The organism is Ponticaulis sp., from assembly GCF_029210165.1.
Classification (GTDB): domain Bacteria; phylum Pseudomonadota; class Alphaproteobacteria; order Caulobacterales; family Hyphomonadaceae; genus Ponticaulis.
Genome location: NZ_JARGNT010000001.1, coordinates 1201743 through 1218815, shown reverse-complemented (window position 1 = coordinate 1218815; position 17073 = coordinate 1201743). Strand labels below are relative to the sequence as shown.

General features: G+C 56.3%; 21 protein-coding genes. 12 read left to right on the top strand and 9 right to left on the bottom strand.

All coding sequences use genetic code 11. The annotated features are described in order from the left end of the window. Positions 1–64: 64 nt before the first annotated feature. Entirely contained in the window at positions 65–535 is a 471-nt protein-coding gene (locus P1U45_RS06070; protein WP_301058186.1) for a hypothetical protein, read from the top strand. 5 nt (positions 536–540) lie between these two features. After that, the gene (locus tag P1U45_RS06065; RefSeq protein ID WP_301058184.1) at positions 541–1470 is read left to right on the top strand and encodes an alpha/beta hydrolase; all 930 of its coding nucleotides are present in this window, start codon (positions 541–543) and stop codon (positions 1468–1470) included. On the opposite strand, the gene fghA is transcribed toward P1U45_RS06065, so the two are convergent. Next, complete coding sequence (gene fghA / locus P1U45_RS06060; RefSeq protein WP_301058182.1) at positions 1471–2316, bottom strand: S-formylglutathione hydrolase; 846 nt, start codon at positions 2314–2316, stop codon at positions 1471–1473. It lies immediately after the preceding gene. A gap of 13 nt (positions 2317–2329) precedes the next feature. Continuing rightward, on the bottom strand, positions 2330–3229 hold the full coding sequence (locus tag P1U45_RS06055) for a LysR family transcriptional regulator (RefSeq protein ID WP_293609964.1): 900 nt from the start codon (positions 3227–3229) through the stop codon (positions 2330–2332). A 97-nt stretch (positions 3230–3326) separates the two neighbouring features. Between P1U45_RS06055 and P1U45_RS06050 the strand changes: the two genes are divergently transcribed. Both P1U45_RS06050 and P1U45_RS06045 read left to right on the top strand, forming a co-directional pair. After that, positions 3327–4433, top strand: a complete 1107-nt coding sequence (locus P1U45_RS06050; RefSeq protein WP_301058179.1) for an S-(hydroxymethyl)glutathione dehydrogenase/class III alcohol dehydrogenase — start codon at positions 3327–3329, stop codon at positions 4431–4433. Positions 4434–4505: 72 nt separating this feature from the next. Then, positions 4506–4862 (top strand): DUF2568 domain-containing protein, encoded by a 357-nt coding sequence (locus tag P1U45_RS06045; protein ID WP_301058178.1) that lies wholly within the window; start codon positions 4506–4508, stop codon positions 4860–4862. Here the strand turns inward: P1U45_RS06045 and P1U45_RS06040 are convergent. Continuing rightward, positions 4859–5023, bottom strand: coding sequence for a hypothetical protein (locus P1U45_RS06040; RefSeq protein WP_301058176.1), 165 nt, complete (start codon positions 5021–5023; stop codon positions 4859–4861). The two genes, P1U45_RS06045 and P1U45_RS06040, sit on opposite strands and share 4 nt — an antisense overlap. Before the next feature lie 167 nt (positions 5024–5190). On the opposite strand from P1U45_RS06040, the gene P1U45_RS06035 reads away from it, so the two are divergent. Together P1U45_RS06035 and P1U45_RS06030 are read left to right on the top strand one after the other, a co-directional pair. Continuing rightward, the gene (locus P1U45_RS06035) at positions 5191–5568 is read left to right on the top strand and encodes a VOC family protein (protein WP_301058174.1); all 378 of its coding nucleotides are present in this window, start codon (positions 5191–5193) and stop codon (positions 5566–5568) included. A gap of 50 nt (positions 5569–5618) precedes the next feature. Further along, positions 5619–6524 carry a mechanosensitive ion channel family protein gene (locus P1U45_RS06030; RefSeq protein WP_301058172.1) on the top strand — a complete coding sequence of 302 codons (906 nt, stop codon included), beginning with the start codon at positions 5619–5621 and terminating at the stop codon, positions 6522–6524. A gap of 25 nt (positions 6525–6549) precedes the next feature. Here the strand turns inward: P1U45_RS06030 and cpdR are convergent, their stop codons facing one another. Continuing rightward, the gene (cpdR, locus tag P1U45_RS06025; protein ID WP_022694020.1) at positions 6550–6909 is read right to left on the bottom strand and encodes a cell cycle two-component system response regulator CpdR; all 360 of its coding nucleotides are present in this window, start codon (positions 6907–6909) and stop codon (positions 6550–6552) included. A 120-nt stretch (positions 6910–7029) separates the two neighbouring features. Between cpdR and P1U45_RS06020 the strand changes: the two genes are divergently transcribed. The 3 genes from P1U45_RS06020 (at position 7030) to P1U45_RS06010 (ending at position 9533) form a co-directional block, all read left to right on the top strand. Beyond that, complete coding sequence (locus P1U45_RS06020; RefSeq protein WP_301058170.1) at positions 7030–7914, top strand: N-formylglutamate amidohydrolase; 885 nt, start codon at positions 7030–7032, stop codon at positions 7912–7914. 342 nt (positions 7915–8256) lie between these two features. Further along, positions 8257–8649, top strand: a complete 393-nt coding sequence (locus P1U45_RS06015; RefSeq protein ID WP_022694015.1) for a helix-turn-helix transcriptional regulator — start codon at positions 8257–8259, stop codon at positions 8647–8649. A 32-nt stretch (positions 8650–8681) separates the two neighbouring features. After that, positions 8682–9533 carry an inositol monophosphatase family protein gene (locus P1U45_RS06010; RefSeq protein ID WP_301058167.1) on the top strand — a complete coding sequence of 284 codons (852 nt, stop codon included), beginning with the start codon at positions 8682–8684 and terminating at the stop codon, positions 9531–9533. A gap of 3 nt (positions 9534–9536) precedes the next feature. On the opposite strand, the gene P1U45_RS06005 is transcribed toward P1U45_RS06010, so the two are convergent. Further along, positions 9537–11951 carry a zinc-dependent metalloprotease gene (locus tag P1U45_RS06005; RefSeq protein ID WP_301058165.1) on the bottom strand — a complete coding sequence of 805 codons (2415 nt, stop codon included), beginning with the start codon at positions 11949–11951 and terminating at the stop codon, positions 9537–9539. Positions 11952–12117: 166 nt separating this feature from the next. On the opposite strand from P1U45_RS06005, the gene P1U45_RS06000 reads away from it, so the two are divergent. After that, positions 12118–12891, top strand: a complete 774-nt coding sequence (locus tag P1U45_RS06000) for a methyltransferase domain-containing protein (RefSeq protein WP_301058163.1) — start codon at positions 12118–12120, stop codon at positions 12889–12891. 44 nt (positions 12892–12935) lie between these two features. Here P1U45_RS06000 and P1U45_RS05995 read toward each other — a convergent pair whose 3' ends face one another. The 4 genes from P1U45_RS05995 to trmD all read right to left on the bottom strand — a co-directional run bounded on the left by P1U45_RS05995 (position 12936) and on the right by trmD (position 15349). Beyond that, the gene (locus P1U45_RS05995) at positions 12936–13349 is read right to left on the bottom strand and encodes a YdhR family protein (protein WP_301058161.1); all 414 of its coding nucleotides are present in this window, start codon (positions 13347–13349) and stop codon (positions 12936–12938) included. A gap of 133 nt (positions 13350–13482) precedes the next feature. Further along, positions 13483–13905 carry a large-conductance mechanosensitive channel protein MscL gene (gene mscL / locus P1U45_RS05990; protein ID WP_293609953.1) on the bottom strand — a complete coding sequence of 141 codons (423 nt, stop codon included), beginning with the start codon at positions 13903–13905 and terminating at the stop codon, positions 13483–13485. Between the two features lie 164 nt (positions 13906–14069). After that, positions 14070–14615, bottom strand: coding sequence for a 50S ribosomal protein L19 (gene rplS, locus P1U45_RS16655; RefSeq protein WP_022694010.1), 546 nt, complete (start codon positions 14613–14615; stop codon positions 14070–14072). 32 nt (positions 14616–14647) lie between these two features. Next, entirely contained in the window at positions 14648–15349 is a 702-nt protein-coding gene (gene trmD / locus P1U45_RS05980; RefSeq protein WP_293609952.1) for a tRNA (guanosine(37)-N1)-methyltransferase TrmD, read from the bottom strand. A gap of 354 nt (positions 15350–15703) precedes the next feature. On the opposite strand from trmD, the gene P1U45_RS05975 reads away from it, so the two are divergent. Together P1U45_RS05975 and P1U45_RS05970 are read left to right on the top strand one after the other, a co-directional pair. Next, positions 15704–16471, top strand: coding sequence for a hypothetical protein (locus P1U45_RS05975; protein WP_301058159.1), 768 nt, complete (start codon positions 15704–15706; stop codon positions 16469–16471). 65 nt (positions 16472–16536) lie between these two features. After that, entirely contained in the window at positions 16537–17004 is a 468-nt protein-coding gene (locus P1U45_RS05970) for a GyrI-like domain-containing protein (RefSeq protein ID WP_301058157.1), read from the top strand. Positions 17005–17073: the final 69 nt, after the last annotated feature.

Here is a 17073-nt window from a genome sequence, read left to right as displayed (position 1 = left end):
TCATATGTTGACTGCAGATTGGTTTCCGGAAACAGTCTCTACGGTCGTACCGAGAGGATGAATCATGAACCGAATTTCCAATCGCGCCACACTTGTTGCTCTAACTATCATGGCAACATCTCCAGCGTCTGCGCAGAATGTTGAAGCGTGGGACACAGGCGCCGCATTGATGAATGGATGCCGCGCAGCAGTTGCTGACGAGATGCGTAACAATGGCGATTTTGTTCGGGCGCGCGCGAACTGCGAAGCGGCTCAAGAACGGATTTCTTCAACATATGCCGAGCTTGCCCCTCTCTCAGCGGAAGACACATCTCACCGAGATTTTCTGCTCAGCCTAGTCTACTTTACCCGAGCCTTGCTCACATCAGATAATGATCAGATGACGCAACAGGGCTGCGAGTTTGCCCGTCTCTCCATAGCAATGCAGGATGGTGGCACGATCTTCATTCAGCAGGAGATTGATATGCTACAACAATCACGACGCATCCTCACCTCCCAGATCATCCCCGAATGCAATGCTCGGTTCGGGAACTAAGGCTCATGCACCAAAAACTTGCAGCCCTTGTATTGAGTTTCCTCTGCGCTGCACTGCCAATTAGCACGCAAGCGCAGGCTTCCAGTGAACCCGCTGAGGCCTCATGGCAAGACGTGACCTACGCCAACCCTGAAGGGCTTGACCTGCTTGCGCGGATTTATCGCCCGCACAGCGCGGAAGGCCCGCTGCCTGTGGTGATTTCAGTGCATGGCGGTGCGTGGGGCGCGTATGATCGCACATCAGGCCGGGTCTATGATCAGGCCCTTGCCGATGCCGGCTATCTGGTTGTGGCAATCGATTTTCGCCAGTCACCCGACTATCAACACCCTGCAGGATCCGCCGATGTGACGGCCGCCGTTCGCTGGGTGCGCCTCAATGCAGAAGCTCTTGGTGCCGACGCTGACGAGATCGGCCTGATCGGCTCATCTTCTGGCGGTCACCTCGCCCTGCTGGCTGCGGTTCGCCCGAATAACGAGGCCCATCTCGGAACACCGATTGCGGGTGCAGATGACGGCTTCTCACCACATGACGAGATTGATGCGAGCGTCGATTATGTCGTCGCCATGTGGCCGGTCTCATCGCCGATTACACGCTATCGCTACGCCCAGCGCGCAGGCATTGACCAGCTCGTTACGTTAACGGAACGATATTTTGCAGATGAAGATGCTATGTGGGATGCCTCAATCCCGCGCATTGTTCAGGCGGGTGAGGCAGAGGATTTGCCGCCTATCCTCGTCATCCAACCGGGAATGGATTCAAACATCCCGCAGGATATGACGTTTGATCTTTTGCAGGCCTGGCAGGCTCGCAGCGGCAAGGTCGACTACGCCTTCTATCCCGGTGCGCCGCATGCCTTCGGACATTACCCGTCAGAGAATACCGAGGACATGCTGGCAGCGATCACCAGTTTTATAGACCGTCAGCTTGCTGACTAATTAAGCCAGACGCTCGGCATGCCATTTCAAATGTTCGGCCATAAACGTCGAAATGAAATAGTATGAGTGGTCATACCCATCCTGCATCCGGATTTCGGCAGCCTGTCCCGCTGCCGAGCAGGCTTCCGCCAGAAGATGGGTTTTCAGCTGGCCTTCAAGGAAGTTGTCGCCCGTGCCCTGATCGACCAGCAGGCCGGTTTCAACACGCGCACCATCTTCAATAAGTGCCACAGCATCATATTCACGCCATTTAGCTTTATCCGCACCGATATAGCCGGTGAGCGCCTTCTCACCCCAGGGACATTGCAGAGGCGAAACGATTGGCGAAAATGCTGACACAGACTTGTAAACAGACGGATTTCTAAGGCCGATCGTCAACGCGCCATGCCCGCCCATTGAGTGGCCAGTAATGCCCTGACGTTCCATATCTGCGTGAAAGGTTGCCGCGATAATCGAAGGCAGTTCGCTCTCAATATAATCGCGCATGTTATAATGCTCAGCAAACGGAGCTTCTGTTGCGTTTACATAGAAGCCTGCGCCAAGTCCGAAGTCATATGCGCCTTCAGGATCATCCGGCACGCCTTCACCACGAGGGGATGTATCCGGCGCCACGAAGATAAGGCCGAGCTCTGCACAGGCCGCGCGAAACTCGCCCTTTTCCGTGACGTTCGCATGCGTGCAGGTCAGCCCGGACAGATACCAGACCACCGGCAGTTTCGCGCCTGGCGCATGGGGCGGCACATAAACCGAGAAGGTCATGTCCGTGCCCGTTGCGCTGGAGCGATGTTTGTATACGCCCTGCGTACCGCCAAAGGCTTTATTGGTGGAGACTGTTTCGATTGTCATATCATCCTGTCCTTTATTCTGTTTCGAGTGGCGCGCCGCCCATTGCAGGGCCCAGCTCGGCCCGCAAACGTTCGACGAGTTTTTGTACTTTCGGCATAAGATGTCTGCGCTGCGGATAGACCGCCCAGACAGGCTCTGCTGGTGGCAGGCTTTTCTTCAAAAGCGGCACAAGCTCGCCCGAGGCGATGCCTTCGCTCAGATAGAAGTCTGGAAGCTGGCAAATGCCGAGCCCGGCCTTCACCGCTTCAACCACCGCAGATCCGGAATTGCATTTGAAACGCCCCTTCGGGCGGAACATGACCGGCTCACCGTCGACCTCGAACTTCCAGGTCTCCGACGAGCCCATAACACACTCATGGCCCGCAAGATCTTCCACCGTTTTCGGCTTTTTATGCTGCGCCAGATAGGTATGAGACGCACAGACCTGCCAGTTGCGACGGGCAATCAGCGTCTGAATATATCGTGGGTCATCCATAACACCGGTTCGGATGGCCATATCGAAACCATCAGCAACCAAATCGCGGCGCTGGTTCGAAAGATCCACGGTTACAGAAAGGCGCGGATAGTCCTGCATCAGTGAACGGACGATTGGCGCAACAAAGCGTTCACCCAGTGACACGGCGCAGGTGACGCGCAACTCACCAACCGGCTCTCTATCGCCTCCGATCAGCGCAAAAGCCTCATCGCGGTCCTGAACCAGTTGCTCGCAATGCTGAAAGAGAGACCGGCCCGTATCCGTCAGCGACACCTGACGTGTTGTACGGAAAAACAAGGTAGACTGAAGGCGCTCTTCCAGGCGCATCACCGCGCGGCTCACATGTGAAGAGGAGAGGCCCAGAACCTCGGCCGCGCGCTTGAAACTGCCCTGCTGGGCCACGGCGACAAACTCTTCAATACCATCCCACTGACTCAAACTATCCCGTCCTTGCAATTATGCATATTTAATTTAGCTCTTTATTTCATCTGGAGCATTGATTAAACGGTTACCAGCAAAATTACGGAGTGCAAACATGAAAACCCGCGCTGCAGTCGCCTTTGAAGCGAAAAAGCCACTCGAAATTGTTGAGCTGGATCTGGAAGGTCCAAAAGCCGGTGAAGTTCTGGTTGAAATTATGGCAACCGGCATCTGTCACACAGACGCATACACGCTGGACGGACTTGATTCGGAAGGTATTTTCCCGAGCGTTCTGGGCCATGAAGGCGCAGGCATTGTTCGTGAAGTCGGCGCGGGCGTCACCAGTGTAAAGCCGGGCGACCACGTTATTCCGCTCTACACGCCAGAATGCCGCCAGTGTAAATCCTGCCTCTCCGGCAAAACCAATCTGTGTACGGCCATTCGCGCAACGCAAGGCAAAGGCCTGATGCCGGACGGCACGTCCCGCTTCTCATACAAAGGTCAGACCATTTACCACTATATGGGCTGCTCGACCTTCTCCAACTTCACAGTCCTGCCGGAAATCGCGGTTGCGAAAATCCGCGAAGACGCGCCTTTCGACAAAGCCTGCTATGTCGGCTGCGGCGTGACAACCGGCGTTGGTGCGGTGACCAACACAGCCAAAGTTCAGGTCGGCGATAATGTCGTCGTCTTTGGTCTTGGCGGCATTGGCCTGAACGTCATTCAGGGCGCAAAAATGGCTGGCGCAGACAAAATTGTCGGCGTTGACCTCAATAATGAGAAAAAGGAATGGGGCGAAAAGTTCGGCATGACGCACTTCGTCAATCCGAAAGACGTCTCTGACATTGTCGCTCACATCGTTGAACTGACCGATGGCGGCGCGGACTATTCCTTCGATTGTACGGGCAATACAGACGTGATGCGTCAGGCGCTGGAATGCTGCCACCGCGGTTGGGGCACAAGCGTGATCATCGGCGTTGCAGAAGCGGGCAAGGAAATAGCGACACGTCCATTCCAGCTGGTAACGGGCCGTAACTGGCGCGGCACAGCGTTTGGCGGCGCGAAAGGCCGTACAGACGTTCCAAAAATCGTCGACTGGTACATGCAGGGTAAGATCCAGATCGACCCGATGATTACTCACGTCATGCCGCTTGAGAAAATCAACGACGCGTTCGACCTGATGCATGAAGGCAAGTCGATCCGCTCTGTTGTGACATTCTAAGTCACGCGCCACCGGATTAGTTTAAAGAAAGCCGCATGCTGAGAGGTGTGCGGCTTTTTTGCGGGGGACACTATGAACCTTCTTCTACGCGTCTGTCTGGAGCTTGCAGCCCTTGCCGGTATCGGTATGGCTGCGTTTCAGGCAGGCGAAGGCATCATTGGCTATGCTTTCGCAATTGCCGCTGTACTACTCGCGGCGGCCACATGGGGCGTTTTCAATGTTCCAGATGACCCGAGCCGGTCCGGCAAAGCGCCCGTACGCGTCTCCGGTCCGGTTCGACTGGCTGTGGAACTCACCATCCTACTTGGCGGATCGTTAGCATTTTATCTGGCCGGTCACGCGTGGATTGCGCTCACGCATGTAGCGCTGATTGCGCTGCACTACGCCCTTTCAAGTGACCGGCTTCGCTGGCTCTTAAAGCAGAGCTAAGCCTTCATACCCCAGGCCAGCGCAAGGAAGCCAATGCCTGTCACCAGAGGTGGCAGCATAATGTTCGGCATTGGCGCGAGACCCAGTACAATCATAACAATGCCCAGCACACCAACAGTGTACATGACCGCTTTCTTCTTTTTGCTTTCGATCAGTTGCATGACGTCGCTCCTTCAATTTCGTATCGAACAAGCAACGCCGCCCGCCGCCAAGAGTTCATCGGAAACGACGCACCTTCACCTCACGGTATGGCTGGACAATCTCTCACCATGCGCGAATATCACCGCCGGAACGGGCCAAAACTGGCTCGGACGTATAGGGAGACTACATGTTCAGCCATATGATGGTGGGGTCCAATGACCTCGACAAAGCCAAGGTATTTTACGACGCGCTCTTTGAGTCTCAGGGCGGTAAGCCCGGTATGCTCGACCCGAAGGGACGCCTCGTCTATGCACACAATGGTGCGGTATTCCTCGTCACCAAGCCCATCGACGGCAATGCGGCCACAATCGGCAACGGGTCTACGGTCGGCTTCGCAATGGAAACAACCGAGGCTGCAGACGCCTGGCATGCGGCAGGCGAAAAAGCGGGTGGCACACCAATTGAAGACCCACCAGGCTGGCGTGAAGGCGGCGGCATGAAGCTTTACCTTGCTTATCTGCGCGACCCTGACGGCAACAAGCTCTGCGCACTCTGCCGCGGTTAACCGGTTTTGAGCGGTTCGGAACCCTGCAAAGCTTCCTGCATTAGTCCTGCATGGAAAACTCTGCAGAATTTGAACCGCTCGCCCTCATCTGGGGCACAATTCTTTCGCTATATCAGGGACTGATATCCCGCCTGCCGCAGATCGGCCTCGCGCTGATTACGCTGGTCTTGATCCTCGTGGCGGCGACGATCATCCGCAAAGTCATCACAACAATCATGAAGCGCGCACGCACGCGAAGCGCCCTCATTCGACTTGCAGGTAATCTGATTGTCATCGCATCGTGGATCATCGCGATTGCTGTTGCTGTAACGATTGTTTTCCCATCCATTACGCCAGCCAACCTGATTGCCGGTCTGGGCCTCACGACCGTCGCCATTGGTTTTGCGTTCAAGGATATTTTCGAAAACTTCCTCGCAGGCGTCATCATTCTCGCGCGCAAGAAAATGCGTATTGGCGATGTGATTGAAGTCGACGACGTATTCGGACGCGTGGAAGACATCCAGATCCGTGAGACTCATGTCCGCGACACATCTGGCGAGCTGATCATCGTGCCGAACGCGCACCTCTTTAAAAACCCGGTTGAAGTACAGACAGACCAGCCACTGCGCCGTCAGGACCTTGTCGTCGGCGTTGATTATGACGCTGATATGCGTCAGGTACGCGATACGCTGCAGAAAGCGCTGGATGGCTGTGAGACGGTTGACCGCACAAAGGATACCGAGGTGAAATGTGTCGGCTTTGGTGGGTCGAGCATTGATTTCAAACTGCTCTGGTGGGCGGACAGCCAGCCCGCCAAACAGCGTAACACCTATGATGAAGTCGCATTCGCTGTGAAAGACGCGCTTGATGAAGCGGGCGTTACCATCCCGTTCCCGCAGTCTACGCTATCATTCCGCGAGGAGGCTTGGCCGGTGCGCATTGCGAACCGCGAAGGCCGCGACCAGCCGGCAGGCTAATAAATTGGAGAGATCAGGTGGCGGCTCAGGCCGCCATCACGCGTTCCACTTCGTCGACAAGCTCGCGAAGGTGGAAAGGTTTGGAGAGGATTTTCGCGCCGGCTGGTGTGTTTGCCTTGTTAGACAGTGCCACAGCCGCAAAGCCCGTAATGAAGACAATCTTCATAGCCGGATCGAGTTCCGCGCCGCGACGCGCCAGCTCGATACCGTCAATGCCAGGCATCTGAATATCGGTGAGAAGCAGATCGAAGACTTCACGCTCAAGCGCGGTCAGCGCGGTGTCGCCATCCTCAAACGCCTGCACTTCATGACCGGCACGGCGCAGCGCCGCAGTCAGAAAGCTGCGCAGAGAGTCATCATCTTCAGCAAGTAGGATTTTTGTCATTACGAGACCTGTATTCCACCGAACCCTTTTGGAGTATCCTCAACCATTGTAAACTGACGGTGAACGTCTGTCGAAGACTGCAGGATATTTTCAGGTTAAACCCTAAACGAAATGACGCAAGTGAATACATTTCAGCTCAACTCATCCAAAGATGAGGCGCAAAAGGCCGCATTCCAGCTGTCAGCGCCTCAGGATGATTGTGCGGTTATGTTCGCGTCTCCGCATAGCGGGCGGCATTATCCTGACGATTTCCAGTCTCTCCTGCGCGTACCGCTTATGGATTTACGCCGTGTAGAAGACGCTTATATCGACCAGATGATTTCTCCGGTGTCCGAGCTGGGCATTGGCACACTCAGCGCCGTTTTTGCCCGCTCTTATGTGGACCTCAACCGGTCTGAGACGGAACTCGACTCGCGCATGTTTTCAGATGGCGCACCAACGCCTGCGGGCGAAAGGAGCCCGCGCGTTGAGGCGGGGCTTGGCTGCATTCCGCGCATTGCCGCCTCAGGTCAGGACATTCACGTTCGAAAACTCAGCCGGGACGAAGCCGAAGCGCGCCTTCAGGAGGCCTACCGCCCCTATCACCGCGCCCTCACCAACTGGCTGAACCTGATCAAACGGCGCTGCGGCCGTTCCGTGCTGATCGACTGCCATTCCATGCCGTCACTCGTTGCAGGACGGCGTATCCGCACAGACATTATTATCGGCACGCGGCATGGTGCCTCCTGCGATGAGGGGCTGGCACGCACAGTGGAGAACCATTTCCTCGCGCTCGGATATAAAGTCGCGCGGAATATGCCCTATGCAGGCGGGTACTGCACCCAGCGTCACGGGCGCCCTTTGGAAGACCGCCACGCGCTGCAGATTGAGATCAACCGCCGCCTTTATATGGATGAAGACACGGTGCGTCTGAAACCCGGCTTTTATAAGCTGCAATCGGATATGAAGGCCCTCGGGCTGTCCGTCATGAACTGGGCAGAGCGCACGCGCGTTGCGCCGGCCTGAGCCAGTTTCGCAATTTTGCACCCGCGAAAACCAAAAAAAAACCGCGCTGGTTAGAGCGCGGTTGTAAAGTCATAGGGAGGAAACGCCCCAAATCAGGGCGACAACGTCAAACGTTGTGAGATTAAAATACGCTGCACCGCAAAAAACGCAAGCCCCTTATCTGCGACAATTTCGCATATACGGCAATTTTTCGTGAGATTTTTGTCACAGAATGACCAATCGGACATGTTTTTATTGTGCAGCGCACAAAATCCGAATCCCTACTCGCCTGTCAGTCGGCATGCGGCTTGCTCATTCCCCTCTGAACCGTCCCCAAACGGGACGATTGTTTCGGAGAGACACATGGCTACTGATATTGATCTACACGTCGGCAAACGACTTCGCTGGCGCCGCCGCCTGCTCGGACTGACCCAGCAGGAACTTGCTTCACAAGTTGGCGTACGCTTCCAGCAAATCCAGAAATACGAGTGTGGCGCGAACCGCATCACATCCGGCCGCATCTATGAGCTCGCAAAAGCGCTCAACGTAAAAGTTCAGTACTTCTTTGATGGCCTCGAAGCCTATGAGAATGACGTGACACCAGCCAACGACGCCGAAAAGCTCGAAGGCGACATTCTTTCCCAGAAAGAAACGCTCGAACTCGTCCGCGCATACTACCGTCTGGAAGAGCGTCCACGCCGCCGCCTCCTCGAACTTGCAAAGTCTCTGGAGTCGACCTCTTCAGACGTTGCTTGATTGAACAGCCATGTTGAGGCAGTGGAAGGTGTATGAACACGCCTTCTACTGCTTCCTCCGCGCTGTCAGCTGACATGCAATCGCGCCTTGCGCTGGCTCACAAGCTGGCCGATGCGGCGCGTCACGTAACCCTTGCCCTGTTCCGCCAGCACGGCGAAACGGACAATAAGCTTGGCGAAGGCGATTTCGATCCTGTCACGAAGGCAGATCGGGACGCAGAAGCCGTTATGCGGGAGATTCTCACCCGCGAAGCCCCCGATGACGCCATTAACGGTGAAGAATTCGGCGTGACCGAAGGCACATCCGGCTGGACCTGGTATCTGGATCCGGTCGATGGCACACGCGCCTTTATTGCAGGCTTGCCGACATGGACGACGCTGATCGGCCTTGTCAGAGACGGCTCCCCTGAAATCGGCATTATCGACCAGCCTTATCTGGGTGAGCGCTATACCGGCTGGACAAGCGGCGCTGAAATCAATGTGCGCGGCACAGTCACCCCGCTGAACGTTTCAGATGAAACCCGCCTCACCAATGCCATCCTATCAACGACCGACCCGTTCATTCTGACACCCTCAGAACGCGGCGCGTTCGAGCATTTGCGCCAGACGGCACGCCTTACCCGCTATGGTCTTGATGCCTATGCCTATGCGCGTCTGTCTGCAGGTGACATCCAACTGGTGACCGAAACCGCCCTTCAACCGCACGATGTTGCCGCCCTTATTCCCGTTGTGCGCGGCGCGGGCGGCCTTGCCTGTGACTGGACAGGCGAACCAGCCATGCTCGGCCCGCAGCTTGCCTGCGCAGCCACGCAGGAGATTATGGATCAGGCCGTCATCTCTCTGCGTCGCTCGGCAGGCGGCAAATCCCGCATTGGGATTGATTAACGCCTACTCGCAGAACCAGCAGGTCTCGTAAGCGTCCATCCCAATCGGGCCGCCCGGCGGCAGGCCGCTCGCGTCTACAACCGCAGGCGCAGCCTCACGCGGACGGGTTTCAAACGCCTCAATCTGAGCGGTCAGCCAGTCGCCATGAGCCGTATCGAGACCGGAAACATCGCTCTTCAGCTCACCCAGCGCAGCAGACGCCGCAGCCTCGACCGCAGATGACGTCTCGGCATCCACCAGATCCATCAATGCAAAGGCATAACGGGCGCGCACGGTTTCTGCGATGCCAGAAAAGCGCGGCTCACGCGGCTGGACCATGACCTGAACACGAATGGCATCGAACAGTTCAACCGCGCTCATCTGGTAACGGTCCCGACGAGAAAACTCGATCAGGCGTGCAATGCGTTGCGGATGTAGCAGCACATCAAACGTCATCTGCGCCGAGGTATCCGCCGCAGAGGTGAGATCGAATGCCGGATATGCGCTGCGCGTGAACAATTCCCGCGTTGGCGCAGCCGCCAGATAGGCATCAATGCTTGGCGTGAGAAGGTTCAGAACATCATCAGAGAGATCCAGAAACTCTGGCGTGATCGTCTCAAGGATCGTATCGACCGCTTCACGCTGATCGGCGGCTGGCACCATTTGCGCTGCCGGCTGGCCATCCCCGCGCACGCTGTAATTATAGGTCATGCCACCAATCAGCTTACCGGCTGCTGCCGTCTGATAGCGATGGAAGAGGTAGATCGGCACGATTACGGCATTCAGATCAGAGACAGGTTGCCCCTCAGCCACACGGTCTACGCCGAAATTTTCAAGGGCAATCGCGCGCACGCCCACCGCTTGCTCCAGACCCCAGAGCGGGTCAGGCCCGTTATCCCAGATATTTCCGAGCGGATGGCCGGTGCCGATACCGCGCGCATGGCCATCATCGACAAAGACGAGCCCATCAGCGACAGCCTCACGCACAAGCGCTTCACGCGCGTCATCGGTCAGCTCGCCATAAAGCCAGGTCGCCGCGAACTCATCCCACGCGCCAACGCCGACACCGTAAGCGTTGGAGAAATCAAGCTCACCGCCGCTCACGCGAATGTCCGGCGCGGGATAGTCCATCACCGAGCCTTTATCATATGTGCTGGCCGCAAAATTGTGCGCAAAGCCGAGCGAGTGACCAATCTCATGCGCCGACAGCTGACGAATGCGCGAGAGCGCCAGCTCTACCGGATCATCCGGCGCGCCTGTGCCTACATTCTGCGTACCAGCAAGGCCTTCAAAAATCATCCGGTCCTGACGCACACGAAGCGAGCCGAGAATGACATGACCTTTCAGCATTTCGCCGGTGCGCGGGTCTGCAATACCGCCGCCATAAGACCAGCCGCGCGTCTGACGATGCACCCATTGCACCACATTATAGCGGATATCGAGCGGGTGCGCGTCTTCCGGCAGAAGCTCCACGCGGTAGCCATCAGGAAAACCCGCCGCAGCGAACGCATCACTCCACCATCGGGCACCATCCACCAGAGCAGAGCGGATCGGCTCCGGCGCGCCCGGGTCGATATAGAACACAATCGGGTTGATGGTTTCGCCGTTTTCATCGCGCTGCAAACGATAACGCCGCGCATAACGTGTCTCGATCGGGTCTGTGAGCGAGGCGGAATAGTCATAATGGGTCATGGTGACAGCGCCCGTGCGCGGGTCAGCTTCAAGCGGCGTGTAACCCTCTTCCGGTAGTCGCACGAAGGAATGGTGCTGGATCAGGGTCACATCTGTACCATTCGCCGCGGTCGTGGAAACCTCACGGCCCGGATCAGCGCTGCGAAGCGTCAGATAAGCGTCGATCTCGATATTGTCGGGAAAGGCAAACGCGTTCGCGGTATCCACAAGCGAGCGGTCACCAGCGACCGTAAATCGCCCCTGCCCTGCATCTGCCAGATACTGAACCAGCCCAAGCATGTCGGCGGTGAGAAAGTCCGTCATATCGACGACGAGACCATCCTCATCAGACAGGATTTCCATGCTGGCAATGAAGGATGTCGCAAAGCTTTCCCGCACAGCGCGGGCTTCGAGAGGATTATCCGCACTGGCGCGGTAATTGAGGTTCTCAATCTCCAGAATGAGCCGGTCACCAATGCGGCGGAAGGCCATAATCTCACCATCGCGCCACCAGCCGCGGTCCAGCCCGACCGGGTTAGACCCGAGGCCGCCTGTCAGCCCTGCGGTATGGATCATGCGGAGGACAACGCCATCCTCACCTGTCTCAGGCAGCTGCGCGTAAATCTTATTGCCTTCGGTATCGACCTGCAGCGTGAAAAAACCGCCCCGCTCTTCAAACCGTACTTCGGAGAAATCCGGCGCTTCGGCCATGGCAGGCATGAAACTACAGAACATAGCGGCGCAGGCGGCAATAAATTTCAGACGCATAGTCACTCCCCAGACAAACGTGCCGGAAGTTAGACAGAGGCCACTCACCCTGTCGAGAGATGGGCGTGCTCATACGCCAATTAGCGAAGGCCCGCCCATCACATGGATTTTTAGTGCACACTCCTGATCAGATGATAAGCTTTCAAATCTAGCTGGAGGGATATCCATGAAACTCACTACTCTGCTGACCGCCGCGAGCGCGCTCGCCGTTGCCGCTTGCGCGACATCCGAACCGCCACCGCCGCCGATTGACTATCAGGCTGTCTATACAGCTGCGCTGACATCGCAGGGCCGCCTTGAAGCCGACCTTGAGCGCGACGCTATCCGCAAGCCGGTTGAAACGCTGTCCTTCATGGAGCTTAAAATCGGTGACACCGTTGTCGAGATGGAAGCAGGCGGCGGATATTTCACGCCATTCCTTGCGAGCGTGGTCGGCCCTGAGGGTCAGGTTTACATGCAGAACCCCGCAGCCTTTGCCAGCTTCTGGGAAGGCGATCTACCACCGCGCTTCAGGTCGCTGCCAGCCAATGTGACCTATCTGGAATCTGACTTTGATGCGATGCGTGACGTGCCATCGGGCTCTGTTGATGTCGTGACCTGGTTTCAGGGGCCGCATGAACTCTGGTACACACCGGATAACGCGCCTGACGGGCTGGGCGATCCGTCCGGTTCATTCGCAGAAATCTACCGTATTCTGGCCCCGGGTGGCCGGCTCTATGTGATTGATCATGTCGCGCCTGCTGGTGCACCGCCATCCACGGGCGGCGATACCCACCGTATCGACCCGAACATTATCTATGAGATGGCAACATCTGCAGGTCTTCGCCTCGGCGAAAGCTCTGACCTGTTCGCAAATCCGCTCGATAACGGCACGACAAACGTGTTCGCGCCTAACATTCGCGGCAATACCGACCAGTTCTTCGTCGAGTATGTGAAATAGGATGTGTATCCCCCGGTGGACGTGTCCGCCGGGGGGCCATTCAGCTAGTCATGCGCATCAGGCGCTGACCAGATGTCATCCGTCACATTATCGACGATGACCGGCGACGTGAAATATTGAACCTGCGGCATGGCACCCAGTCGTTCCGCAAGGCCTTCGCGCCAGGCTGGCGTGTAAAGCGCTTCAGCTGCCGAGCGGCTCTCCCAGAGATAAACACCGCCGCCCACTGGCTCCGCCTCATCGAACAGATAATATTTCCGGATCAGTCCCGGCATTTCGGCGAATGTATCTACTGAGCCCATGAACAGGTCTCTTGCCTGCAACTCTGTCATGCCGTCAGGCAGAGTAAACGTCACGATTGCGGTCGTTGGCGTTTCAGTCTCATGCCCGTCCGCAAAAGCAGCGCTCGCAGCCAGAACGCTCGCGCCTGCGATCATCGCGGTTTTCAGAAATCTCATTGTGTTCCCTCCGTATGGCGGACATTTCCGCTCAGACGAGAGTGTCACCTGAAATCAGGGCAAATGTAAAACCACAAAAAAGGGCGCACGAGCCCTGCCCGTACGCCCTTCTGTTTTTGAAAGCAGGTCCGACTTACTTCTTCAGAAGGTCGCGGATTTCCTCAAGCAGCACCTGCTCACGCGGCGGTGGCGGCGGCGCTTCCGGCTCTGCTGGCGCTTCTTCTTCTTTTTTCTTCAGTGAGTTCATCGCTTTGATGATGAAGAACAGACACGCTGCAACAATGATGAAGGAAATCACATTGTTGATGAACATGCCGTAATTGATAGAAACCGCCTCGGTCACGACTTCTTCGCCGTTCATCACGGCCTCTTTCAGAACGACTTTCAGGTTCGCGAAATCAACGCCACCGAGCGCGAGCCCGATTGGCGGCATGATAACGTCGTTGACCAGAGACTTCACGATTGTAGAAAACGCGCCGCCGAGAATGAAGCCGACAGCCATGTCGACAACATTGCCCTTCATCGCGAATTCTTTGAATTCTTTCATAACGCCCATTTTAATGCCCCATATGCATATGCCCCTTTGGCACGCTGGCATGTGAGATTATGGTTACCGAAACGTCAACCATAATTGGCAGCGCGAACAGCATTGAATCGAAACAAAAAAGGCGGCCCCGAAGGACCGCCCTTTCAAATTCTCGCTGATGCGATGCGAAAGATCTACTCTTCGCCGCCCTCAGTGTTTTCAGCCGCTGCTGCTGCCGCTGCTTCTTCAGCCGCTTTAGCTTTAGCCGCTGCTGCGCGTGCTTCAGCTGCTGCTGCTTTACGCTCAGCTTTAGCTGCTTCGTTCTTACGCTTACGCTCGGTTTTGCCGAGGATGTTTTCGCGAACTTCGATGCCGTGGCCAGATGTACGCTCAGCGATACGAGCAGATTTACCGCGACGGTCACGCAGGTAGTAAAGCTTCGCACGGCGAACTTTACCCTTACGCTTCACTTCGATGCTTTCAATGTTCGGGGAGTAAAGCGGGAATACACGCTCAACGCCTTCACCGAAAGAAATCTTACGGACTGTGAAGCTCTCGTTCAGGCCACCGCCGGAACGTGCAATGCAAACGCCTTCGTAACGCTGAACGCGCTCACGCTCGCCCTCTTTAATGCGTACGTTTACTGTCAGCGTGTCACCCGGAGAAAAGTGCGGGATCTCTTTGTCGCCAGCAACGCGGGCAATCTCTTCTGCTTCAAGCTCTGCGATGATGTTCGTCATCTTCTTTACTCCGGCCTTTCAAACCAGGCTTCTCAGCCTTGCTCTTTACGTTCCATATGTGCCTTCCAGAGATCTGGTCGGCGAACTCTTGTCAGCTCTTCGGCTTTTTCACGTCGCCATTTATCAACAGCGCCATGATTACCCGACAGCAATACGTCCGGGATTGCCCGATCCTCCCACACGCGCGGTCGCGTATAGTGAGGATATTCGAGCAAGCCGGACTCGAAACTTTCCTCTTCGAGCGAGAGATCATTTCCCGCGACACCCGGAAGAAGCCTGACAACCGCCTCAAGAAGGACCATGGCTGCCACTTCACCGCCAGCGAGGATGTAATCCCCGATACTGACTTCCTCAATGCCGCGCGCTTCGATCACGCGCTCATCCAGGCCTTCAAAGCGTCCGCAAATCAGTATAACTCCCGGGGACTGAGATAACTCTCGCACCCGGGCCTGAGTAAGCGTTTTACCTCTCGGGCTCAGATAAATGAGCGGTCGGTCTTCTCGATCAACCGCATCAATTGTTGCCGCCACCACATCAGGTCGCAGTACCATACCAGCACCGCCCCCGGCAGGGGTGTCGTCAACGGAACGGTGCTTATGATCAGAAAATGCGCGAATGTCCAGTGTTTCTAGCGACCAAATGTCATTTTCCAGCGCCCGACCGATAATAGACGTGCCGAGTATGCCCGGAAAGGCCTCCGGAAAGAGGGTGAGAATGGAGGTTTTATAGGTCATCTTCTGGACTTTTGCTCGGGCTGGTCGCTCACAGGCTCGCTCGCCCTGCGCCTTCGCGGTGCTCGTGTGGAGCACTACACAAGCGACTGCGCAGGCGCAAGTGACCGGAGCCGCAGGTGAAAAGATACCACTCTCTCCGCGGATGCCCTTGTAGAAGGGTATCCATGCTTAGCCAGCGGTATTGCCGCAGGGTTTAGCGAACACAATGAAGGACAAGGCGCCGCCTTCACTTCAATAATCTAAGCATAGGTTCCCGTCTTCACGGGAACCTGCGGCTCCTGGCAACTCGTCCCAGATGATTTCACCCACACAAGAACAATCCAACCCCACCAGTTCCACCTCTATCCTCTGGCCATGCTTACCGGGCCGATCAGATATGCGAGCGAAACGCTCTCCGCGCTGAAACAGCGCATCGGCCATTATATTCAGCTGGCAGCCTGTTTCACCGACGACTGGGGCATTTTCGATGAAGACGGCACGCCGCGCCTGTTTCGATATGATGTCAGAAGACTGACCGGCATGGTTGTACGGGCCGAACACTTTCTGCGGTGCGCGATTATTCTGGCGGTCTTTGAACGCCTGCGGCATGGCGGAATCACGCCGCGCCCATTTGGCCTGAATGGCGTCCCTGCGCACGCAAACCGGACACACGAAGCCCCACTCCATCCGTTTGCGGCACTACGTGGCATACAAAAGCGCGATCAAGCACCGCCCGGATTCTCCGTATCCATGCCGAGCGAAGCGGGACCAGCCAAAGCTACACTTTCCCCGAAAGGAACGCGGGCACCGCAGCGGCGCGCAAGGAATGACGACATACTTGCCTGCGATATACTTATGGCGCGCATAGAGAGGCTCAAAACGATCAGAGCCGAAATCGATGACCGCGCAGACAAGCTCGCCGCGATCTGGGCAGGCATGATTGTATCCCGCAAGACAACGTCACGCGCCACGTCGGAAATCACAAGGCCTGCGAACTTATTCCTTCCACTGAAAGACTGGCGCCCGCCGCCCGAAACAACGCAAGGCGCTCCGCCTGACGAGACGGAAGATCTGATCACCCTTCACTGGGCCGCTTATAACGCCGCAGAGGGCATTGCCGCCCTGTGCGGTCGCATGCGCTGAAATCCGCGAAACTTGCCAAGATCGCAATCTGGCACTTTACTCCCTTCTCTTTTGGGAGGGACGATATGGAGATCAAACGCAAAACGCTGCCCGCGCAGACCTATCTGTATGTCGAGCGCGCACCGAAGTTTTCTCCGGAAGAGATTTCAAACGCGATGGCGACCGGCTTCGGCGAGGTCTACACATTCCTCGGCCAGAATAACATCGCGCCCGCCAGCATGCCGATGTCTCTCTATGCAGACATGCCAACGGGCGACACCATGCCGTTTCGCGCTGGTTTCCTCATACATTCAGAAGATGCGTCGAAAGCCACGGGCAATATCAAGGTCGGGGTGATCCCGGTTTGTGATGTGATGATGGCGACCCATATCGGTTCCTACGCCAATCTGAACCAGACCCATAAAAACATCTGGGATGCGACTGAAAAAGAAGGCCTCACCAAGACGATGCCGGTCTGGGAAATCTATGTAGACGACCCGACAACTGTTGATCCGGAAACCTGCCGCACAGAGGTTTATCACGCGGTAAAATAGAGCAGCGCGAACTGACAGATCGGCTATTCTTCATTCAGGGAACATGGCAGAAGGCAAATGAATTTCAGG

Coding starts and splice junctions, on each gene's coding strand:
- P1U45_RS06070 (WP_301058186.1), top strand. CDS start 65: ATGAACCGAATTTCCAATCGCGCCACACTTGTTGCTCTAACTATCATG.
- P1U45_RS06065 (WP_301058184.1), top strand. CDS start 541: ATGCACCAAAAACTTGCAGCCCTTGTATTGAGTTTCCTCTGCGCTGCA.
- fghA (WP_301058182.1), bottom strand. CDS start 2,316: ATGACAATCGAAACAGTCTCCACCAATAAAGCCTTTGGCGGTACGCAG.
- P1U45_RS06050 (WP_301058179.1), top strand. CDS start 3,327: ATGAAAACCCGCGCTGCAGTCGCCTTTGAAGCGAAAAAGCCACTCGAA.
- P1U45_RS06045 (WP_301058178.1), top strand. CDS start 4,506: ATGAACCTTCTTCTACGCGTCTGTCTGGAGCTTGCAGCCCTTGCCGGT.
- P1U45_RS06040 (WP_301058176.1), bottom strand. CDS start 5,023: ATGCAACTGATCGAAAGCAAAAAGAAGAAAGCGGTCATGTACACTGTT.
- P1U45_RS06035 (WP_301058174.1), top strand. CDS start 5,191: ATGTTCAGCCATATGATGGTGGGGTCCAATGACCTCGACAAAGCCAAG.
- P1U45_RS06030 (WP_301058172.1), top strand. CDS start 5,619: ATGGAAAACTCTGCAGAATTTGAACCGCTCGCCCTCATCTGGGGCACA.
- cpdR (WP_022694020.1), bottom strand. CDS start 6,909: ATGACAAAAATCCTACTTGCTGAAGATGATGACTCTCTGCGCAGCTTT.
- P1U45_RS06015 (WP_022694015.1), top strand. CDS start 8,257: ATGGCTACTGATATTGATCTACACGTCGGCAAACGACTTCGCTGGCGC.
- P1U45_RS06010 (WP_301058167.1), top strand. CDS start 8,682: ATGAACACGCCTTCTACTGCTTCCTCCGCGCTGTCAGCTGACATGCAA.
- P1U45_RS06005 (WP_301058165.1), bottom strand. CDS start 11,951: ATGCGTCTGAAATTTATTGCCGCCTGCGCCGCTATGTTCTGTAGTTTC.
- P1U45_RS06000 (WP_301058163.1), top strand. CDS start 12,118: ATGAAACTCACTACTCTGCTGACCGCCGCGAGCGCGCTCGCCGTTGCC.
- P1U45_RS05995 (WP_301058161.1), bottom strand. CDS start 13,349: ATGAGATTTCTGAAAACCGCGATGATCGCAGGCGCGAGCGTTCTGGCT.
- mscL (WP_293609953.1), bottom strand. CDS start 13,905: ATGGGCGTTATGAAAGAATTCAAAGAATTCGCGATGAAGGGCAATGTT.
- rplS (WP_022694010.1), bottom strand. CDS start 14,615: ATGACGAACATCATCGCAGAGCTTGAAGCAGAAGAGATTGCCCGCGTT.
- trmD (WP_293609952.1), bottom strand. CDS start 15,349: ATGACCTATAAAACCTCCATTCTCACCCTCTTTCCGGAGGCCTTTCCG.
- P1U45_RS05975 (WP_301058159.1), top strand. CDS start 15,704: ATGCTTACCGGGCCGATCAGATATGCGAGCGAAACGCTCTCCGCGCTG.
- P1U45_RS05970 (WP_301058157.1), top strand. CDS start 16,537: ATGGAGATCAAACGCAAAACGCTGCCCGCGCAGACCTATCTGTATGTC.